This is a genomic window from Chlorobium ferrooxidans DSM 13031 (assembly GCF_000168715.1).
Lineage (GTDB): Bacteria > Bacteroidota > Chlorobiia > Chlorobiales > Chlorobiaceae > Chlorobium > Chlorobium ferrooxidans.
On the sequence record NZ_AASE01000012.1, the window covers coordinates 1 to 16,511 of the forward strand.

The window sequence follows — 16,511 nt, forward strand, 5'->3', positions numbered from 1 at the left end:
GGATCCCCTGAGTGAAATATCCGGCCTTAACACCGCCAGATCTCCGAAATTGTCGGCAAACCTGTTGAGACAATACGGTTATGGCTTCTCTGGGGACGAAAACTGCTTGTCAATGACACCATGATGAAAGTTTCCGCCTGATCGACACCCTCCTCCCTCCTGTTAAAGGCCGCTTAAATCCCTGGCGGCCTTTTGTTTTTAGACAAGCCTCTTTATATTTGCTTTTCCTGCACCTTTCAATCTCTTTTACCCTATGATTATTCTCACCGGCGGAGCGGGATTTATCGGCAGTGCCATGGTTTGGGAACTCAACCGTTATGGTGAAGAGAATATCATCATTGTTGACGATCTTGGCTCGACGACGACAAATAAATGGCGCAATCTCTCCGGGCTTCACTTTGCAGATTTCATCCAGAAAGACCTTTTTCCCGACCTGCTGGAGAGCGGTGCATTCAGGGATATTTCCGCCATCATCCACATGGGTGCAAACAGCTCTACCACCGAAACCGATGCCGACCACCTTCTGGTCAACAATTACGTCTATTCAAAAAAGTTGGCCTCATACTGCATGGCTCATGATGTAAGGCTGATCTATGCATCAAGTGCGGCAACCTATGGTGACGGTTCCAACGGATACTCTGACAATATTGCAGAAATTGAGAGGCTCCGGCCATTGAACATGTACGGATACTCCAAACAGTTGTTCGACCGGTGGGCAGATGCAAACGGCATTCTCAACCATGCCGCAGGACTGAAATTTTTCAATGTTTACGGACCGAACGAGTATCATAAACATGATATGAGCAGCGTCGTTTTCAAGGCATATCATCAGATTTGTGAAAAAGGATCGGTAGAGCTCTTCCGCTCTCATCGCCCTGACTACCTTGACGGCCAGCAGCTGCGCGACTTTGTCTATGTCAGGGACTGCACACGGATCATGCTCTGGCTGCTCGACAACCCTTCAGCAACCGGGCTCTTCAACGTCGGTACAGGAAAAGCAAGAAGTTTTCTCGATCTCGCAACAGCAACTTTTTCGGCTCTCGGCCGGGAGCCGGTCATCAACTTCACGCCGATGCCTGAAACCCTCCGCGACAAATACCAGTACTACACCTGCGCCGATATGACCCGGCTGCGCTCTGCCGGATACCATGAACCATTCACCTCGCTTGAAGAGGGCGTAAAAGAGTATGTACAGCACTATCTCGCTGCCGACAACCCCTGGCTTGATCTCGCGAAAACCAATTCATAATGCCTAACAACCCTTCACATTGACCAAAGAAAAAATCATCGAGATCCAGGGTATTGAGCCGGTCATTCTTTTCGGGCCCTATGATGCCCACCTGAAAAAAATAAGGGCGGAATTTCCCGATCTGCTCATCACCGCCAGGGGAACAAAAATCACACTCAAGGGAAAGCCCGAAGAGATTGCTGTAACCGAGAAGATTTTCAGCGAGATGAAGTTTCTGGCCGACAAGCACGGCGAAGTGCTTGACAATGACCTGAACATGCTGATCACGCTTGCCTCGTCACCGGCACCGGAGATGAAACCCGGACATCTGGCTGATGAAGATATCATTGTCGCAACAGCCGACTATGTCGTCAGGGCAAAAACCAACGGGCAGCGGCGAATGGTAGCAGAAGCAAAAACAAATGATATTGTGTTTGCCATCGGTCCGGCGGGTACCGGAAAAACCTACACCGCTGTTGCCATAGCCGTAGCGGCATGGAAATCCAAAAGTGTCAAGCGAATTGTTCTTGCCAGGCCGGCCGTAGAAGCCGGAGAGAGCCTCGGCTTCCTTCCCGGTGATCTCGCCCAGAAAATTGATCCCTATCTTCGGCCGCTTTACGATGCCCTGCAGGATATGCTGACTGCAGAAAAGCTCAAAATGCTCACCGAAAAAAGAATTATAGAAATTGTTCCTCTTGCCTATATGCGGGGCAGAACACTCAACAATGCGTTCATAATTCTTGATGAAGCCCAGAACGCTTCGAACAAGCAGATGAAAATGTGTCTGACAAGGCTTGGTCTCAATTCAAAAGCGATCATTACGGGGGACGTCACCCAGATTGATCTGCCCGAACAATCTGACTCGGGACTCACCAATTCGCCGGAAGTCCTCAAGGATATCAAGGGTATCAGCTTTGTCTATCTTGACAAATCCGATGTCGTTCGTCACCGGCTTGTGCGCGATATCATCAACGCTTACGAAATACATGAGCAGAAATAGCACTTCCTCCCGTAAAAAGAGCGCTTCAGGGTGGAACTTTCTTATTCCCCGACCGGTTCAAACGAATGTGACCGATACGGGTGAGGCCAAATATCTGAAGGTCCCTGCCTGATTTTTTCAATAACAGTAAACGAGGAGAAACAAAATGGCACACAGAATCACAGAAACGTGCACCTATTGCGGAGCATGCGAACCTGAATGTCCGGTCAATGCTATCACTGCGGGAGATGATATCTATATTATCGATGAGACGACCTGCGTGGACTGCATCGGCTTTCATGATGAAGCGGCTTGCGTCCAGGTCTGCCCTGTAGACTGCATCATCAAGGTCTGAAGTGGAAACAAACCACAAAAAAAATACAGAAGAGACCATCTACAGCCAAAATAAAACCTTAAGGGATGGTGCGTTTTTTTTGAGGTGATAAAAAAATCTTATATTATTCGAAATTGACCCGAATCGTTCTTTCATAGTTTTCAAAACATTAACAAGCAAGGAACTTAATATGGCACTCTACATTACTGAAGAATGTACCTACTGCGGAGCCTGTGAACCGGAATGTCCTGTTACTGCAATTTCTGCCGGCGATGACCTTTATGTTATCGATGCTGCTACCTGCACGGAATGCTCAGGTTACTCAGATTCACCCTCCTGTGCAGCTGTCTGCCCTTCAGACGCGATCGTTCAGGGATAAGCGATAAAGGAAGTTCAATAAATAAAAAAGCGGAAGGTTCATCCCTTCCGCTTTTTTATTTTCCGCTACCTTCCCGCCCGAAAACAGGCAATCAGATCTCGTAATCCACAACCCTCCGTTCCCGGGAGGCCTCACCGATAAACGGCTTCAATGCCTGATGCAGAGGATGCAGCTGATAGGCATCAAGCGACTGCCGGTCAACAAATTCACTGTAGAGCACCACGTCACCCGAGCTCTCGCTTCGACTGAAATCCAGACCAACCTCAATTGCACACATCCCCTTAATTCTGCCCCGCAACGCCTCCAGCTTCTCTTGTATCAGGCGTGCATTTGTCTGACTGTCGTTTCCATGTGCAGCATCCTTAAGCTGCCACATCACAATATGTTTGATCATTTTTTGCAACGTCTGCGTTAGAGTAAAAAATCAACTTTCTGTCTGTTTTTTTCTTGCGGATTTTGACAGCGCAAGATCACGCTTTTTAAGCTTTCCCGCAGATTTCGTTGCAGAAATCCCTTTTCTGTCGAGCTTTCTTCCCCTTTTCGTAATCGCCAGATCACGTAACTTCGACTTCCCGGCCAATTTTGCTGCAACCAATGCTTTCCGGTTCTGCTTCACGCCGGATTTTGCAACAACCGGATCTCCCTTTTTCATCTTTTTTCCGGATTTGGCTATGAGCACGGTGTGCTGTTTCGACTTTTTGGCCGATTTTGTCAGGGCAACTGCATGGCTGGCATGATGCTTCGATTTTTTAGCCGAAGCAGCAACTACAGGCGCACCCTTTCGGGCTTTCCGGTTATGCAACCGTGACGCATGCGCTATTTTACGCTCTCCGGCATCGGCTCTCACCGCCCGCTCTGCGGGAGGAACAGAGGAGCGTGCAATCAGAACAGGTTCCTCCCTCTGAATCAGCAGCGCCCGATCAAACATCTCTGCGGCAACATTCCAGCGATCCGTCCTTGAATTCAGCATAACCAGAAGAATATCCCGGTTATCCTTGATGGCACGACCGATCAGGCACCTTCCGGCCCTGCCGGTATAGCCTGTTTTGATCCCGACTGCATAGGGATATCTGCCCAGAAGCTTGTTGTGCGTTTTAAGGGAGTAGACCTTGCGGGTAGACTGCTCAACAAACACAGCACGATCAAGGCGCGCCACCGCATTAAAAACAGGATTCCTGACCGAATATTCCGTCAAACACAACAGATCTCCAGCCGTTGAGGTGTTGCCGGCATAAATCCCTTTATCAAAACCTGCCGGGTTGGTAAAACGGGAATTTCTCATCCCGATCGCTCTCGCCCTGGAGTTCATGGAAGCGACAAAGGCATCAACACTTCCGGAGAGATGTATCGCAATGGCAAAAGCCGCATCATTGCTTGAATTGACCATGGCCGCCTTGACAAGATCAAGAAGCCTGATTCTCTCTCCAACCCTGAATCCCGCTTTTGATGGCTCTACATTTGTGGACTCACGGGTAATCACCACATCCTGATCCAGCTTTCCGCTTTCAATCGCCATGATACAGGTCAGAATCTTGGTCAGGCTTGCAGGAGAGACCGGCCGGTCAATATCCTTTGCCATCACAACCCTTGAGCTGCATAAATCCTTGACAATATAGGAGTCTACCGGAGCCTGTATCTGGTAGGAACCATTACCGGGCTCTGCATGCAGCAATGCAGGGAGTGCTATGGAAGCCGTAAAGGCAAAGAAGCAGATACCGAGAGTTAATACCCTCGCTCTGGCGGGAAGATGTTTCCTGCTTTTACGGAAGAGTGGCGTCCATGGACGGCAAATTGCGGCTGTCGAAAATTGTTCTTGCATCGAAAGTGGTCTACTGTTCTTGTAATTACTGTCAACCGGAGTAAAAAAAGCCTCTCTGTAAAGCATAATCACTTCATCCGAAGGTACATATCCAAACCCTGAATCCCTTTATTTTATCACAAATAATCACCTTCTTTTTTTTATACCCTCAGCTATCAACCCGCGCTTTGCTGCACCGGCACTCTCGGAAAGCTCAATACTTGATACCATTGACTGGTACTGGTGGACATCAAGCAGTACAACCGTACTTTTGCCATGCTGCGTAAGCACCAGTGGTCGTCCGGTCTTCTTGACCAGCTTCACCAGTGATGCTGTGTTTGCGCGAAACTCCGACAACGGCCTTATATCTTCCTCAAGATTGATACTTCCCATATAAAACCATAAATAGTACTATTATCTGTACCAATAATTGTACGATTTTAAGTACTAAAAAACAACTCTTTCCGGAATATTCCGAAGCGAAAAGCTGATTTACAGCAGTTATTCCGAAAGCGTTCCGGCCTCTGATATTTTGGGTTTCGGGGTATGAAGATCGGTAACATCCATACCCTTTATCTGCATGACCAGATGGAGCGTGTTGGTCACCAGCTCTTTGACGGAGCGTTTTACATAGCGGCTTCTGAAAAAGGTGTTGTAATTATTTTCAGTATCTTCGGCGATCCACCCTCTGCTCCATCCGACAAAATTAAACGGCGGAAAGGTAAAACCGAGGTCGCTGAAAAACGCATTGAGATTGCCCGCAACGCCCTGCACATTATCCTGTCCCCCGGTTATAATGAACGAAGCAACCTTGTTTTTTATCAGCACCCTGTCATGTATGGTTATCTGGTTCTGAACGGTATTGAGTCGTTCTGCCATTTTGTAAAAAAGTGAGGATGCGTTACCCCACCGGATAGGAGTAGCAAGAATAACTGCATCCGCCCACAACACCATGGCGCGGTAAACCGCATTCATCCCGTCCTCCGGATCCATTTCCGATATGGAACAGGGCCAGGTACAGGCATTTTCATGACGACTGTAGTACCCTTCGCAATGCCGGAAATCAAGATCACGGATTCTGATCATTTTTGTTGCCGCACCGAACTCCGATGCCGCAAAATCGAGTGCACTCTGCAGAGCCGTTTCGGAAGTGGAAGGACGTGGCAGATCACGATTCATATTGGTAGTGGAAATACCGAGCACATTGAGACTACTCTTTGTGGTCTGATACTCCATCTTTCGCAGATCGGCCAGAGGGTCATCATCATGAACTGCCCTGAAAGCTTCTCTTGAGGGCTCTTCAGAAACCATGATCATACCGTTCTCGACAATCACGTCATAGAGCGCCTGACGATCCCTGTAGCCCTGGGGCGCCTTGCCGCTCTTCAGGCTGTATTGCCAGCCATGCCAGGGACACACAATATAAAGCTCTCCGTCTTCGAGCCGCTGAATGGATCCCTGGCTGAGATCTCCACCCTCATGAATGCAGCTGTTCCCGAGTGCGGTAACCGTGCCCTCATAATGAAACAACACAATGGTATGTTTGTCGGACCGGACCGATTTATGCGTATTCTCGGGCAGCTCCGAGAGCGGTATGAGTGGAATGTAGTGCATGGAATCAACGGTTGGTTACATAACCTCTTTTCAGAATCTGATCGCTTCACGGGCTGCTGGCAGGGATGTGTTCCCTGCTACCGCTCCGTCAGCACAAGCTTGAGGGCAAGGCCGACAAAAAGTGCTGCAGCAACTCTGTTTACAACGCTCTGAGCACCGGGAGAGTTGCGGTAACGCTCCCCCACCCCTCCGGCAAGCATACTTATCGCTCCGAAAACAAGTATGGTTGCCAGAATGAAGAGCCCTCCAAGCAGAAAAAACTGCATCGTCACGGAGCCTCCTGCCGGATCGACAAACTGCGGGAGAAACGCCATAAAAAAGAGCGAGACCTTCGGATTGGTGAGATTCATGACAATCCCCCTTCTGTAGAGCTCTCCCTTTGAAAAATGAGGAACCTCTCGCTTCTCCGCCGTTGATCCTCCGGCCCGGAAAGCCTGCCATGCAAGATAGATGAGATAAGCCGCTCCGATATACTTGAGGATAGTGAAGGCAAACGCCGAGGAGTTGACAAGCGCGGCAAGCCCTAAAGCCACCGCAACGGTATGGCCAACAAGACCGGTGGAAAGACCAAAGGTCACAAAAATACCGGCCTTCCGTCCGTTCTGCGCCGCCTGGGCCATAACAAAAAGGTTATCGGGACCGGGAGAGAGGGCAAGAATTATCGCGGTCGAAAAAAAAGCAAGCATCGTATGGGTATCAATCATCATAAACTCATTTTAAAACCAGCAAAAAAAGGAGGCTCTGTTTATTGTCGTGAGTTTCCCCTCAAATTATTTTCTGACAATATACCACATCAAACCTCACCCCTCTTTTCTCTCCGACTCCCGTCAACCTGCCGCACTCCGTGAACCCGTTGTTTCGATGAAAATCTATACTGCCGGGGTTACGTGACGAGATGCTCACCAGAATTGAGGTAATACCCATGCCCTGCGCTTTCTGCTCAAGGCAGTGGAGAATATGTTTTCCAATCCCTCTGCCGGTATATCCATGTTTCAGAAAGCAGGTAAGTTCGGCCGTAGAGGAAAATGCCGGAATTGAGCTGTAGGGGCGAAGCACTCCGAAACCAACGACAATGTCGGACTCATCCCGGGCGGTGACTGCCGGATATCCCGATGAAAACTGCACAAATGATTCGAACATTTCATAAGAGAGCGGGCTCTCGGTATATGCAGCAAAACCCGATTCCGTATAGAAATTGAATATGTCAATAATCGCTTCCCTGTCATGGAGCGTAACCGGCTCAAGAGAAATCCTCATATCCCTTAAAAAAGTTGCTACCGTTTTTGGCCCGGCTTCAATTGCGCCTTGCAAAAAGTTATTCCCGTATTTTAAATTTACAGTGAAGTGAGCAGAAAACATCGAAAAGGGCGGAAATTCTCTCCACTCCGCATTGAGCCCGATTCAGAGTATCAATCCGGGAGGATGATAATAAGCGGTTTTTCCATCCTCCTCTTGAACCTGACAGAAGAGCGGTTTATATTACCCTCTGAATACAGATTCCTCTGTCGATGATCGGAAAGTCACCATGATGGTGAACTACATTATTTTCAGAGGTCTCTACTAACGTGCAACCGTCACGGTAAATTAAGGGAGTTCTATGCTTAAAGAAGCGGCAGGGGTAGGCGGTGCTCTATTGCTTACACCTCTTGGCGTCCCGATAGCGCTTCATGGAATTGCAGGAATTCTTGTCGGAGGAGCCGGGCTTTTTGTTGTGGATGCAGTACTGAAACAGGCTGAAGATATCATGCAAAAACCGGAAACTCAGTCAGGAATGCCGGAGTCAGAGGATAGAGATATTCCGGATTAGCGCCATCGGAGAGTTCAGATCAACCGCAGGTGGTTTCAGCAGGTAGCCAGGCGGAGTTGAACAGTTGCAGTCAACGCATCTGTGGAGGACATTTTTTTCAAAAAATGTATCGCACGGGTATTAAACTCCAGAGGCTGGTCAACATTGCAGACATGGCCGGAATTATCGATCACCTCAAGCCATGAATTGGTGTGGCGGGTTATGATGTACCGTACGGCAGGAAGAAACATGTGATCCTCATCACCCATGAGATAGAGTGTCGGTATCGCGGTATCCTTTTCCTCAAAATATTTCAGGAGCGGCGTTATCTCATTGGTCAGACGGAACCAGCGCATAAACTCCTTCTGCGCCACTTTCTTGGCTTCATTGACAAAGAGCAGCCTCGACTTTTTATGGCGCTCGCTCGGCATGATAATCCACGCAAAAAAACGATAGAGCCACATATAGGGGACAACCCGCTTGAAGGTGTTGCCAAGGGTAACCAGCACCTTTGCCCGGATGTTGAGCCGGATAATCGCTCCGCCCATCACCATGGATGATACCCTTTCGGGAGCTATTTCACTGAGATTGCGAATAAGAATTGTTCCAAGCGAGATACCGATAAAATGGGCTTTCTGAATCCTCAGTGAATCGAGCACCTCTATGATATCACGGGTGATATCCTCAAAGTCGTAGTGACGATCCTCCTTGTGCAGGGCCATGCCTTTTGACTTTCCGTGACCACGGAGATCGACAAGCAGAACGTTGAAATGACGGATAAACTCCTTTATCTGCAGAAACCATATCGAAGAGCTGCCGCCCGCTCCATGTACAAACACCACCCAGGGAGCTTCGGGGTCATCCAACTCATATGTTTTGTAATGAAGCATGGAAGAACACGGTTCAAGAGAAATTCTGTCAAAAGAGAATCGGTGGTGAATATACCTAATTTTGGGGACTACCGGGAACAAAAAAGGCGGCTTTCCATCAATGAAAGGCCGCCTCTGTTGTTTTATCAGGGTTTAACCGCTTCACAGAGAAGTTGATCATACTTTCTGACAATGCGGACATTGCTGAAGCCAATATTTTCAAGAATACCCTGGTAAGCGCTTTGCTCTTTGAAACCAAGCACTGAAAACGGCATACCTGCACCGAGAATATAGTGGCTCAGGTAATCAAAGTTCGGACTTTCAGGATCATCGATAATCATATCGAGAATGAGCAGTCTGCCGCCGGAAGGAAGGGCGTCAAAAGCTTTGCGGCACATCATATCAGTCAACTGCGCATTTGCGGAATAGAGAATACGGCAGAACATCACCGCATCAGCTTTCGGGTATGCATCCTTGTAGATATCCACGGCAGCACCCCTGAGACGACCCTCTACACCTTTTTCTGCTGCATTTTCATTAACCAGTTCGATTGCACCGGGAAGATTAAGAATGGTGGAGTCAAGCTGCGGATATTTTTTCAGAAGAGCTGCTGAAATATCACCGATACCGCCGCCCACATCAACAAGAGTTTTTGTCGCTGACAGGTTTGCCTCCTCAAGAAGAAGCTTTATGGCAAAATGGGCATTGCTGCGATGAATCTCTTCAAAATACCAGTTATCTGCTCGAGTTACCGGTGGATAAGCGACTTCTGCCTTGAAGTTAATCTTACCTTTAACCGCATCTGCCATCTGCAGATAGAATGTATCAGCAAGATTTGCCATCGCTTTCGCTACAGGAATCATATAGAGATTGGGATGCTCCGGATTCAGAACAAACATCTCTCTTGCTGATGGAGTCAGGCTCCATTTGCCCCCGGATTCCGTGGTAATACCAATCTGACGTAGGGCTTCAAGAAGCATAACAAGTCTTTGCGGTACTGCCCCGGCAGCAGAAGCAAGTGTTGCTGTATCTTGCGCCTCACCGGCAAGGTGAGTAAAAAGATCGAGCTCAAGAGCGGCCTTGAAACAGCCAAACTCTACAAGACCTTTGAAAATAAGTTCATTAGCCCTGTGATTTTGTTTCAGTAACTCAATGTCATTCATGTTGCAGGGGCGGATAAAAAGTTGAAAAAAAGTGGTGTTTACAATAATAACTTCTGTTCATTGCCGTCAATGCTCCGTGATGGCTGAACAAATCCATTCAGCGCCTCTCCTTGATATGATGCAACTCTTCAAACGTATCAAGCTGTTCACGCAGGTTTTTTCTGAATGCGAGGCTGGTGATAAGATTCAGCAGTTTATACGGATTTCGCCTCACCCTGTTGGCAATATTTTTCCAGGCGTAGGCTTTATAGTAACTGGTCATGAATTTGTGCTGGAACTCGACCGGATCGTATTTATCCGAGCGGATAACAAGATTCATGGCGTTGTAACGATCCCAGTCCTCATCGGTAATCAGCCCCTTGTTCTTGTACTCCCAGTACATCGAGGTTCCGGGATAGGGGGTGATAATCTGGAATATCGGCATGAAGACATTGTTCTTGCTGACAAACTTCACCAGATCATCCATATCCTCATAGCTGTCGAGATCGGGATTGACAAGAAAATTGCCCTGCACATTCAGTCCGGCCTGACGGCACTCCTCAATAAGACGGGCAAATTGATCGGCAGAATTAACGTGACCCTTATTGTAGGCTTCAAGCGTACTCTGCTTGATGGACTCAAACCCGACAAGCACCATAATACAGCCTGCAGCGACAAGCTTTTTTACGGTCTCCTTGTCTTCAAGAAAATTGATACTGAAGAACACACTGAAGTTGATGTTGCACTCCTTGATCAGATCAAGTGTCTCCCATAGACGTTTCTTGCTGACACCGAGGTTCTCATCACAAAGCATAAACCAGGGCTTGGATGATTTGCTTTTAGCCTTGAAAAAGACCCGCTTTGCGGTTTCAATCTGCTTTATCAGATCTTCAGGCTTCTGGGCCCGGTAGAGCTTGCCGGTAAAGTTCGGGGTAACGCAAAACGAACACTCGAACGGGCACCCTCTGGTGATGTAGATCGGAATGGATTTTGTTCCGTCCACCTTTGTGCGTTTGGAGGCTTTGGCAATACGCTCGTAATCAAGAGGAACGATCTCCTGTACCTGGGGAAAGTCTTTGGAGTTGTAGCTGGCTTTGAGTGTGTTCGAGGCAACATCATCAAGGATGGTTTGCCAGAGGTTCTCGGCTTCACCGCAGACAAGTGTGTCAGCATGGGGTGCTGCCTCTTCAGCATTGAAGGAGACATGCAGCCCTCCGAGAATGACCTTCTGACCTCTTTTACGAAACTCGTCCGCAATTTCGTAAGATCTTTTTGCATCGATTGTTCGCGACGTTATGCCGACAACGTCATATTTCTGACTGTAATCGACCGTATCACCGAAATGCTCGTCGATAATCTCGATATGATGATGCTCCGGCGTCAGACTCACCAGTACGCCGAGCGCCATATTAAACAGCGGCTTCTGATTTGATTTCGAGTCTTTCCTTCCTTTCGGGGCAACGAGCAGCAGCTTGAGTGATTTTTTGCTGTGCGGTACTGGGTTACTCATGCTTGAGATCTTTTATATCGGTTGTAATTCAATAAATAACATTGCCAGAACAACGATCACTCATACTTCTCGGGCGCAATAGCCCACTTGCTTCGGCCCGGAATCAATCAATTCAGAGCCTTGTTATACTCCTTCTTATGCCTGGTCTGTTCATGATTGTTAAGATTAAAAGGAATATGCAGCCATTTATCCTTGAACACCGCATTGCCGGGCTCAAGTCCGGTAAGACTGATCGGCAGCGAAATAATTTTACGCTGGTTGCCGATATGCACATAGAGCTCGTCACCGGTAACCCATACATCGATATCGACAGGGTTGGCAAACATGAGCTTCAGCTGCACCTCATAGATATCGCCGTTACGAACAAACTTGATCGGTGGTTCATCATACATGAGATCGGATGGATCCGTATCTCCGTACATATCCTTTGCGAACTGCTCAAGCGCCTTCAGTCCGACAATCTCCTGTTCATACATCCTCAGCTTTTTAACCGGAAGGGGTGAAAAGCCCTCCTCGATTTCACCAAGGTACTTCTGCTGTATAGTTTTCCAGTTCTCCAGATATCCGCTGTTCTCCTTGGTATCAAGAAGCCTGTTGACCAGCACCATATCGACCTTGAAACCATAGAGGTTCAGGTAGGTCAGCGCCCGCATGGTCTCCTTGATGGACATCTTCTCCGCATTCATGACGAGACGCACCGTGGACTTCTGGTTATCGGTCAGAATCTCGCGAATACCCTCCAGCTCATCAAAGACCTGATCAACCGAATCCATAGCCTCATCCGGCGGAATGTAGTAGGCAATCTTGTCAGACATCTTTGAGAGCGGCTTGCTGAGTGGCCGGACAATATATTTGGTAACATTTTTCACTGCCTTCATACCCCATGCAAGGGTATCGGGAAGGGAGAGAAGCCGGAGCGTTTCTCCGGTCGGGGCGGTATCGAGCACCAGCACGTCATAGAGGCCTGAAGCCTTGTATCGCTTGATTCTCAAAAGGGAAAAGAGCTCTTCCATACCGGGAAGGATGGTCATCTCATCGGCCATGACCCCGGAAACACCCTGAGCCATAAATATGCGGGTATAAAACTTCTGTACCGACTGCCAGTTCTCCTTGAGATCAACGTATGGATTGACCTCAATGGCATGCAGGTTTTCCGTGATTTTGGTAGGTTCGGCACCAAGGGGGAGGTTGAAAGAGTCCGAAAGACTGTGCGCAGGGTCTGTGGAAAGGACAAGAGTACGATAACCGAGTTGCGACAACCGAACCGCTGTTGCAGCAGAAACACTGGTTTTGCCAACTCCACCTTTACCGGTAAATGTTAAAATACGCATGAGCCGAACATTGGATTAAAATGGACTATGAAAAATTTATTTTCGGACTTTAACAGCTCCTCCCGGAGCTTATCTATATTATTTGAGCAAGAGGCAGGCAGGAATAGCTATAAACTCACCACAGCTTCCCCAAAGCATGATCGGCTGACCGTTGTTCATCATACACAGATATCAAGAGATAACAAGCAGGGGATCTTACGGTACAAATTATTACAGCTAACCTTTTACAGAAAACCGGATTTATATTTCGAACCTTATACGAAAGAGATATTTACAGCAATCCGAATGCGAATGGACTACATCCATACTATCTCTGCGAAGTCTCCAATGTACTAATAGTTAACAGTTTATTCCAAGATTTTTCTTTATCCTCCTGTCAGGAATTCCGGCAAAGAAGCGGACATGCACATATTTCTGCCCGGGATAACAACGAAAATACTGCAACAGAAACGGGCAATATATATACACGATACATCGCGTATATATAGGCATACAGAAACAGGAAGACATACTCCTACGTCCTCCATGCACCACAACTGCCGTAAAAGTCTGTTGTGCCTGCGGCATCTTTCTGCCTGACTACTGAACAGTTCAACAGGGTTCTGCTTCATAAACCGAAGTGATCTCAATGCAGCTTTCAGGGGGACTGAAACAGCCGCTTCGTTTGATTATTTATCTTATCTGCTTCGCTTCTTAAGTTTTACCTGTTATTTTTGCGAAGAATGGATTTCAACTAACCATAATGCGAACAGGGTGAGCGAGTTTCGGTCAAAACACAACAGAGAGGAGAGAAGCTCCGATAAAGGGTTGTTCAACTCACTCCACAGCCGCAAGTCGGTAGCGCCCGTAATTCGCTCGACTGAACCCCTTTCAAAACTTGCTCTCTTCATAAGATTCCTCAAGCCGGTCACCTGGATTCCGGTTATGTGGAGCTTTCTGTGCGGAGCTGTTTCAAGCGGCTTTTTCGGATGGCATGATATTACGGGAATAAAATTTCTGCTCGGCATGCTGCTTACCGGACCGCTTGCAAGCGGAACCTGCCAGATGCTCAACGACTATTTTGACCGCGATCTTGACGAGATCAACGAGCCCAACCGACCCATTCCCGGAGGAGCAATATCACTGCAAAACGCTACCATCCTGATCGCACTCTGGTCAGTACTTTCCGTCATCACGGGATATCTGATTCATCCCCTGATTGGTTTTTATGTTGTGATCGGCATCATCAATGCCCACCTCTACAGCGCCAATCCCATCAAGCTGAAAAAGCGGCTCTGGGCTGGAAACTCCATTGTCGCAATATCCTACCTGATCATTCCCTGGATAGCCGGAGAGATCGCCTATAACCCGAACCTGACCCTCACATCGCTTCAGCCTTCCCTTATCGTGGCCGCGCTCTTTACGCTCTCAAGCACCGGCACCATGACCATCAACGACTTCAAGTCCATTGAAGGTGACCGGCAGGTAGGCATAAGAACCCTTCCTGTTGTATTCGGCGAAACCCGGGCCGCTCTCATTGCCGCAATCCTGATCAATCTCGGGCAGCTTCTTGCCGCTCTCTACATGCTGCTTGTCGGTCAAAACGGCTATGCACTCGTCGTTGCCCTGCTCGTTATTCCCCAGTTTTTTTTGCAGTTCAGCCTTGTCCGCTCACCCTCCACCATGGATGTGCGCTATAACGCCATAGCGCAGAACTTCCTTGTTGCCGGCATGCTTGTCTGTGCCTTTGCCATAAAAGCTGCAAAACCATGAGATTCAGCTTCACGCCTGAAATTTCGGTCATCATGGCAACCTTTAACCGGGCCCGTCACCTTGAAACTGCCGTAGAGAGTGTCCTTGCACAGTCATACAAAGAGTGGGAGCTCATCATTGTCGATGACGGCAGTTCTGACAACACCTGTGAAACGCTCGACCCGTTTATCCGGAACTATGCCAATATCCGCTATCTGAAACACAGTAACCGCAAAGCCGCACTCTCACGCAATGCCGGAATCCAGGCATCATTCGGCCGCTATATCACCTTTCTTGACAGTGACGATCACTACCTCCCTGCCCATCTTGAATCAAGAATGGAGATCATCTCCAGTCTGCCGGAGATTGACCTGATAACCGGCGGCTATCTCTGTGACGACACCATCATGGTCCGGGACTGCAAAAATCCCGATAAACTGATCAACATAAGGGAGTGTACACTTGGCGGCACTTTTTTCGGCAAAAAAGAGCTCTTTTCAGCGCTGAGAGGCTTCAGGCCGCTTGATTACGCCGAAGATACCGATCTCTGGGATAGAGCTTCAGCGAGCCATTCGGTCAAAAAAATAGAGGATCCGAAAACCTATGTCTACCGGCGTGCGGATGACAGCACCACCCTTAACTATTAGCATCCCATGATCTCATCCGTAACCGTCTACTGCAGTTCAAGCAATCAGGCACCGCGAGAGTATTTCACTGCCGCCGAAGCTCTTGGCCGACAACTGGCACAAAACGGAATCGGTCTGGTCTTCGGAGGCGGACGGGTCGGATTGATGGGAGCAGTTGCCGATGCCGTTCTGCAGCACGGTGGAAACGTCAAGGGGATCATCCCCCGGTTTCTGGAAGAGCGAGAGGTTGCCCACTACGGTCTGAGCGAACTGCATGTGGTAGAAACCATGCACGAACGGAAGATGAAACTTGCCGAATGGGGCGATGCCTACCTTGTACTGCCGGGCGGTTTCGGCACCATTGATGAATTGATGGAGGTGATCACCTGGAAACATCTCGGCCACCACAACAAAAAAGTCATCCTTCTCAATATCAATGGATTCTGGGATCCTCTGCTCCTCTTTTTCAACCGGATTGCAGAGGAGCATATGATCAAAGCAGAGTATGAAGCCTACTACACGGTATGCAACACCGTTGAGGATGCCGTCAGGCTGCTGCTGCGCTGAAATCAACTCCTGCCTGTCAGCAGGCACCACACCGCCAGTATTACAATATAAGGGGAAACAGTCAAGGCGCGTCCGGTCGGGTAACCCAGAACAGCAGGAACCGCTTGCGCCTCTTTTTTTCACGGCGAAACGGAAAAGCATCCTGAAGGGCCTCGATCACCAGAGACATGGCAGGTTCCGTCCAGCGATGAGGATGCTCTTCAAGCCACTTCCCCACTGTTGCACAGACCTGACCCTGGGTTGCACCGTCCGGAGTCGTAAAAAGCCATCGATTACAGACATCACAGACCCCCGCAACATAACCCCGGAAATCACCGGCATTGATATCCTTTGCCGGTTGACCGGTATCGAATTTCTTGTACTCCCGCCACACACCAACAAGATCATTTCCGGTAATCAATGCACATCTTCCATCTGGCGGGTATGAACTCTTCCGGCTGTAACCATCAGAAAATTCTTCATAGCAAACCCCTTGTTAGAAAAGCCTGCGCAAAATTACAAAAATTCCCCGTAAATCTCTCAAGCACCCCAACATACCGAACAGGCCCCGTTATAAATAGTCGTGAGCGGGTTGAAAATTCATCTTCTCGCTCTCCATGTCGTCCACGTTGTCCATT

General features: G+C 48.4%; 19 protein-coding genes. 8 read left to right on the forward strand and 11 right to left on the reverse strand.

The genetic code is table 11. From position 1 onward, the window contains the following. Nucleotides 1-253: 253 nt before the first annotated feature. From rfaD to CFERDRAFT_RS06925, 4 genes are all read left to right on the forward strand, one after another. Nucleotides 254-1,249 (forward strand): ADP-glyceromanno-heptose 6-epimerase, encoded by a 996-nt coding sequence (gene rfaD, locus CFERDRAFT_RS06910; RefSeq protein ID WP_006366503.1) that lies wholly within the window; start codon nt 254-256, stop codon nt 1,247-1,249. Between the two features lie 19 nt (nt 1,250-1,268). After that, nucleotides 1,269-2,228, forward strand: coding sequence for a PhoH family protein (locus tag CFERDRAFT_RS06915; RefSeq protein WP_006366504.1), 960 nt, complete (start codon nt 1,269-1,271; stop codon nt 2,226-2,228). A gap of 145 nt (nt 2,229-2,373) precedes the next feature. Then, a complete protein-coding gene (locus CFERDRAFT_RS06920; protein ID WP_006366505.1) occupies nt 2,374-2,562 on the forward strand; it encodes a 4Fe-4S binding protein in 189 nt (62 codons plus the stop codon). Between the two features lie 169 nt (nt 2,563-2,731). Beyond that, nucleotides 2,732-2,920: a 4Fe-4S binding protein gene (locus tag CFERDRAFT_RS06925; protein ID WP_006366506.1), complete on the forward strand. Its 189-nt coding sequence runs from the start codon at nt 2,732-2,734 to the stop codon at nt 2,918-2,920. 91 nt (nt 2,921-3,011) lie between these two features. Here the strand turns inward: CFERDRAFT_RS06925 and CFERDRAFT_RS06930 are convergent, their stop codons facing one another. From CFERDRAFT_RS06930 to CFERDRAFT_RS06955, 6 genes are all read right to left on the reverse strand, one after another. After that, on the reverse strand, nt 3,012-3,314 hold the full coding sequence (locus CFERDRAFT_RS06930) for a Dabb family protein (protein ID WP_006366507.1): 303 nt from the start codon (nt 3,312-3,314) through the stop codon (nt 3,012-3,014). 30 nt (nt 3,315-3,344) lie between these two features. Then, the gene (locus CFERDRAFT_RS11710; RefSeq protein ID WP_156778026.1) at nt 3,345-4,739 is read right to left on the reverse strand and encodes a serine hydrolase; all 1,395 of its coding nucleotides are present in this window, start codon (nt 4,737-4,739) and stop codon (nt 3,345-3,347) included. A 126-nt stretch (nt 4,740-4,865) separates the two neighbouring features. Then, a complete protein-coding gene (locus CFERDRAFT_RS06940) occupies nt 4,866-5,111 on the reverse strand; it encodes a type II toxin-antitoxin system Phd/YefM family antitoxin (protein ID WP_006366509.1) in 246 nt (81 codons plus the stop codon). Nucleotides 5,112-5,219: 108 nt separating this feature from the next. Beyond that, nucleotides 5,220-6,332: a Rieske 2Fe-2S domain-containing protein gene (locus CFERDRAFT_RS06945; RefSeq protein ID WP_006366510.1), complete on the reverse strand. Its 1,113-nt coding sequence runs from the start codon at nt 6,330-6,332 to the stop codon at nt 5,220-5,222. 77 nt (nt 6,333-6,409) lie between these two features. Next, complete coding sequence (locus CFERDRAFT_RS06950) at nt 6,410-7,036, reverse strand: LysE family translocator (RefSeq protein ID WP_040433432.1); 627 nt, start codon at nt 7,034-7,036, stop codon at nt 6,410-6,412. Nucleotides 7,037-7,097: 61 nt separating this feature from the next. Next, the gene (locus tag CFERDRAFT_RS06955; protein WP_040433414.1) at nt 7,098-7,589 is read right to left on the reverse strand and encodes a GNAT family N-acetyltransferase; all 492 of its coding nucleotides are present in this window, start codon (nt 7,587-7,589) and stop codon (nt 7,098-7,100) included. 340 nt (nt 7,590-7,929) lie between these two features. Here CFERDRAFT_RS06955 and CFERDRAFT_RS06960 point away from each other — a divergent pair, with 340 nt between their 5' ends. Next, the gene (locus CFERDRAFT_RS06960) at nt 7,930-8,139 is read left to right on the forward strand and encodes a hypothetical protein (protein ID WP_006366550.1); all 210 of its coding nucleotides are present in this window, start codon (nt 7,930-7,932) and stop codon (nt 8,137-8,139) included. Between the two features lie 35 nt (nt 8,140-8,174). Here CFERDRAFT_RS06960 and CFERDRAFT_RS06965 read toward each other — a convergent pair whose 3' ends face one another. The 4 genes from CFERDRAFT_RS06965 to CFERDRAFT_RS06980 all read right to left on the reverse strand — a co-directional run bounded on the left by CFERDRAFT_RS06965 (nt 8,175) and on the right by CFERDRAFT_RS06980 (nt 12,970). Further along, on the reverse strand, nt 8,175-9,008 hold the full coding sequence (locus CFERDRAFT_RS06965) for an alpha/beta fold hydrolase (RefSeq protein WP_006366513.1): 834 nt from the start codon (nt 9,006-9,008) through the stop codon (nt 8,175-8,177). A gap of 125 nt (nt 9,009-9,133) precedes the next feature. Continuing rightward, complete coding sequence (gene bchU, locus CFERDRAFT_RS06970) at nt 9,134-10,150, reverse strand: bacteriochlorophyllide d C-20 methyltransferase BchU (protein ID WP_006366514.1); 1,017 nt, start codon at nt 10,148-10,150, stop codon at nt 9,134-9,136. Between the two features lie 97 nt (nt 10,151-10,247). Beyond that, on the reverse strand, nt 10,248-11,639 hold the full coding sequence (locus tag CFERDRAFT_RS06975) for a B12-binding domain-containing radical SAM protein (protein WP_006366515.1): 1,392 nt from the start codon (nt 11,637-11,639) through the stop codon (nt 10,248-10,250). 107 nt (nt 11,640-11,746) lie between these two features. Next, nucleotides 11,747-12,970, reverse strand: a complete 1,224-nt coding sequence (locus tag CFERDRAFT_RS06980) for a TRC40/GET3/ArsA family transport-energizing ATPase (RefSeq protein WP_006366516.1) — start codon at nt 12,968-12,970, stop codon at nt 11,747-11,749. 753 nt (nt 12,971-13,723) lie between these two features. Here CFERDRAFT_RS06980 and chlG point away from each other — a divergent pair. Genes chlG through CFERDRAFT_RS06995 form a run of 3 tightly spaced genes read left to right on the forward strand, consistent with a single transcriptional unit; the run spans nt 13,724 to nt 15,894 of the window. After that, complete coding sequence (gene chlG / locus CFERDRAFT_RS06985) at nt 13,724-14,722, forward strand: chlorophyll synthase ChlG (RefSeq protein ID WP_006366517.1); 999 nt, start codon at nt 13,724-13,726, stop codon at nt 14,720-14,722. Next, the gene (locus CFERDRAFT_RS06990) at nt 14,719-15,348 is read left to right on the forward strand and encodes a glycosyltransferase family 2 protein (RefSeq protein ID WP_006366518.1); all 630 of its coding nucleotides are present in this window, start codon (nt 14,719-14,721) and stop codon (nt 15,346-15,348) included. The genes chlG and CFERDRAFT_RS06990 overlap by 4 nt, the downstream gene beginning before the upstream one ends. Before the next feature lie 6 nt (nt 15,349-15,354). Continuing rightward, nucleotides 15,355-15,894 (forward strand): LOG family protein, encoded by a 540-nt coding sequence (locus CFERDRAFT_RS06995; protein WP_006366519.1) that lies wholly within the window; start codon nt 15,355-15,357, stop codon nt 15,892-15,894. A 61-nt stretch (nt 15,895-15,955) separates the two neighbouring features. On the opposite strand, the gene CFERDRAFT_RS07000 is transcribed toward CFERDRAFT_RS06995, so the two are convergent. Beyond that, the gene (locus CFERDRAFT_RS07000; protein WP_006366520.1) at nt 15,956-16,294 is read right to left on the reverse strand and encodes a Rap1a/Tai family immunity protein; all 339 of its coding nucleotides are present in this window, start codon (nt 16,292-16,294) and stop codon (nt 15,956-15,958) included. Nucleotides 16,295-16,511 lie beyond the last annotated feature (217 nt).

Coding starts and splice junctions, on each gene's coding strand:
- rfaD (WP_006366503.1), top strand. CDS start 254: ATGATTATTCTCACCGGCGGAGCGGGATTTATCGGCAGTGCCATGGTT.
- CFERDRAFT_RS06930 (WP_006366507.1), bottom strand. CDS start 3,314: ATGATCAAACATATTGTGATGTGGCAGCTTAAGGATGCTGCACATGGA.
- CFERDRAFT_RS06920 (WP_006366505.1), top strand. CDS start 2,374: ATGGCACACAGAATCACAGAAACGTGCACCTATTGCGGAGCATGCGAA.
- bchU (WP_006366514.1), bottom strand. CDS start 10,150: ATGAATGACATTGAGTTACTGAAACAAAATCACAGGGCTAATGAACTT.
- CFERDRAFT_RS06925 (WP_006366506.1), top strand. CDS start 2,732: ATGGCACTCTACATTACTGAAGAATGTACCTACTGCGGAGCCTGTGAA.
- CFERDRAFT_RS06965 (WP_006366513.1), bottom strand. CDS start 9,008: ATGCTTCATTACAAAACATATGAGTTGGATGACCCCGAAGCTCCCTGG.
- CFERDRAFT_RS06995 (WP_006366519.1), top strand. CDS start 15,355: ATGATCTCATCCGTAACCGTCTACTGCAGTTCAAGCAATCAGGCACCG.
- CFERDRAFT_RS06940 (WP_006366509.1), bottom strand. CDS start 5,111: ATGGGAAGTATCAATCTTGAGGAAGATATAAGGCCGTTGTCGGAGTTT.
- CFERDRAFT_RS06950 (WP_040433432.1), bottom strand. CDS start 7,036: ATGATTGATACCCATACGATGCTTGCTTTTTTTTCGACCGCGATAATT.
- CFERDRAFT_RS06955 (WP_040433414.1), bottom strand. CDS start 7,589: ATGAGGATTTCTCTTGAGCCGGTTACGCTCCATGACAGGGAAGCGATT.
- CFERDRAFT_RS06960 (WP_006366550.1), top strand. CDS start 7,930: ATGCTTAAAGAAGCGGCAGGGGTAGGCGGTGCTCTATTGCTTACACCT.
- CFERDRAFT_RS06980 (WP_006366516.1), bottom strand. CDS start 12,970: ATGCGTATTTTAACATTTACCGGTAAAGGTGGAGTTGGCAAAACCAGT.
- CFERDRAFT_RS06990 (WP_006366518.1), top strand. CDS start 14,719: ATGAGATTCAGCTTCACGCCTGAAATTTCGGTCATCATGGCAACCTTT.
- CFERDRAFT_RS11710 (WP_156778026.1), bottom strand. CDS start 4,739: ATGCAAGAACAATTTTCGACAGCCGCAATTTGCCGTCCATGGACGCCA.
- CFERDRAFT_RS06945 (WP_006366510.1), bottom strand. CDS start 6,332: ATGCACTACATTCCACTCATACCGCTCTCGGAGCTGCCCGAGAATACG.
- CFERDRAFT_RS06975 (WP_006366515.1), bottom strand. CDS start 11,639: ATGAGTAACCCAGTACCGCACAGCAAAAAATCACTCAAGCTGCTGCTC.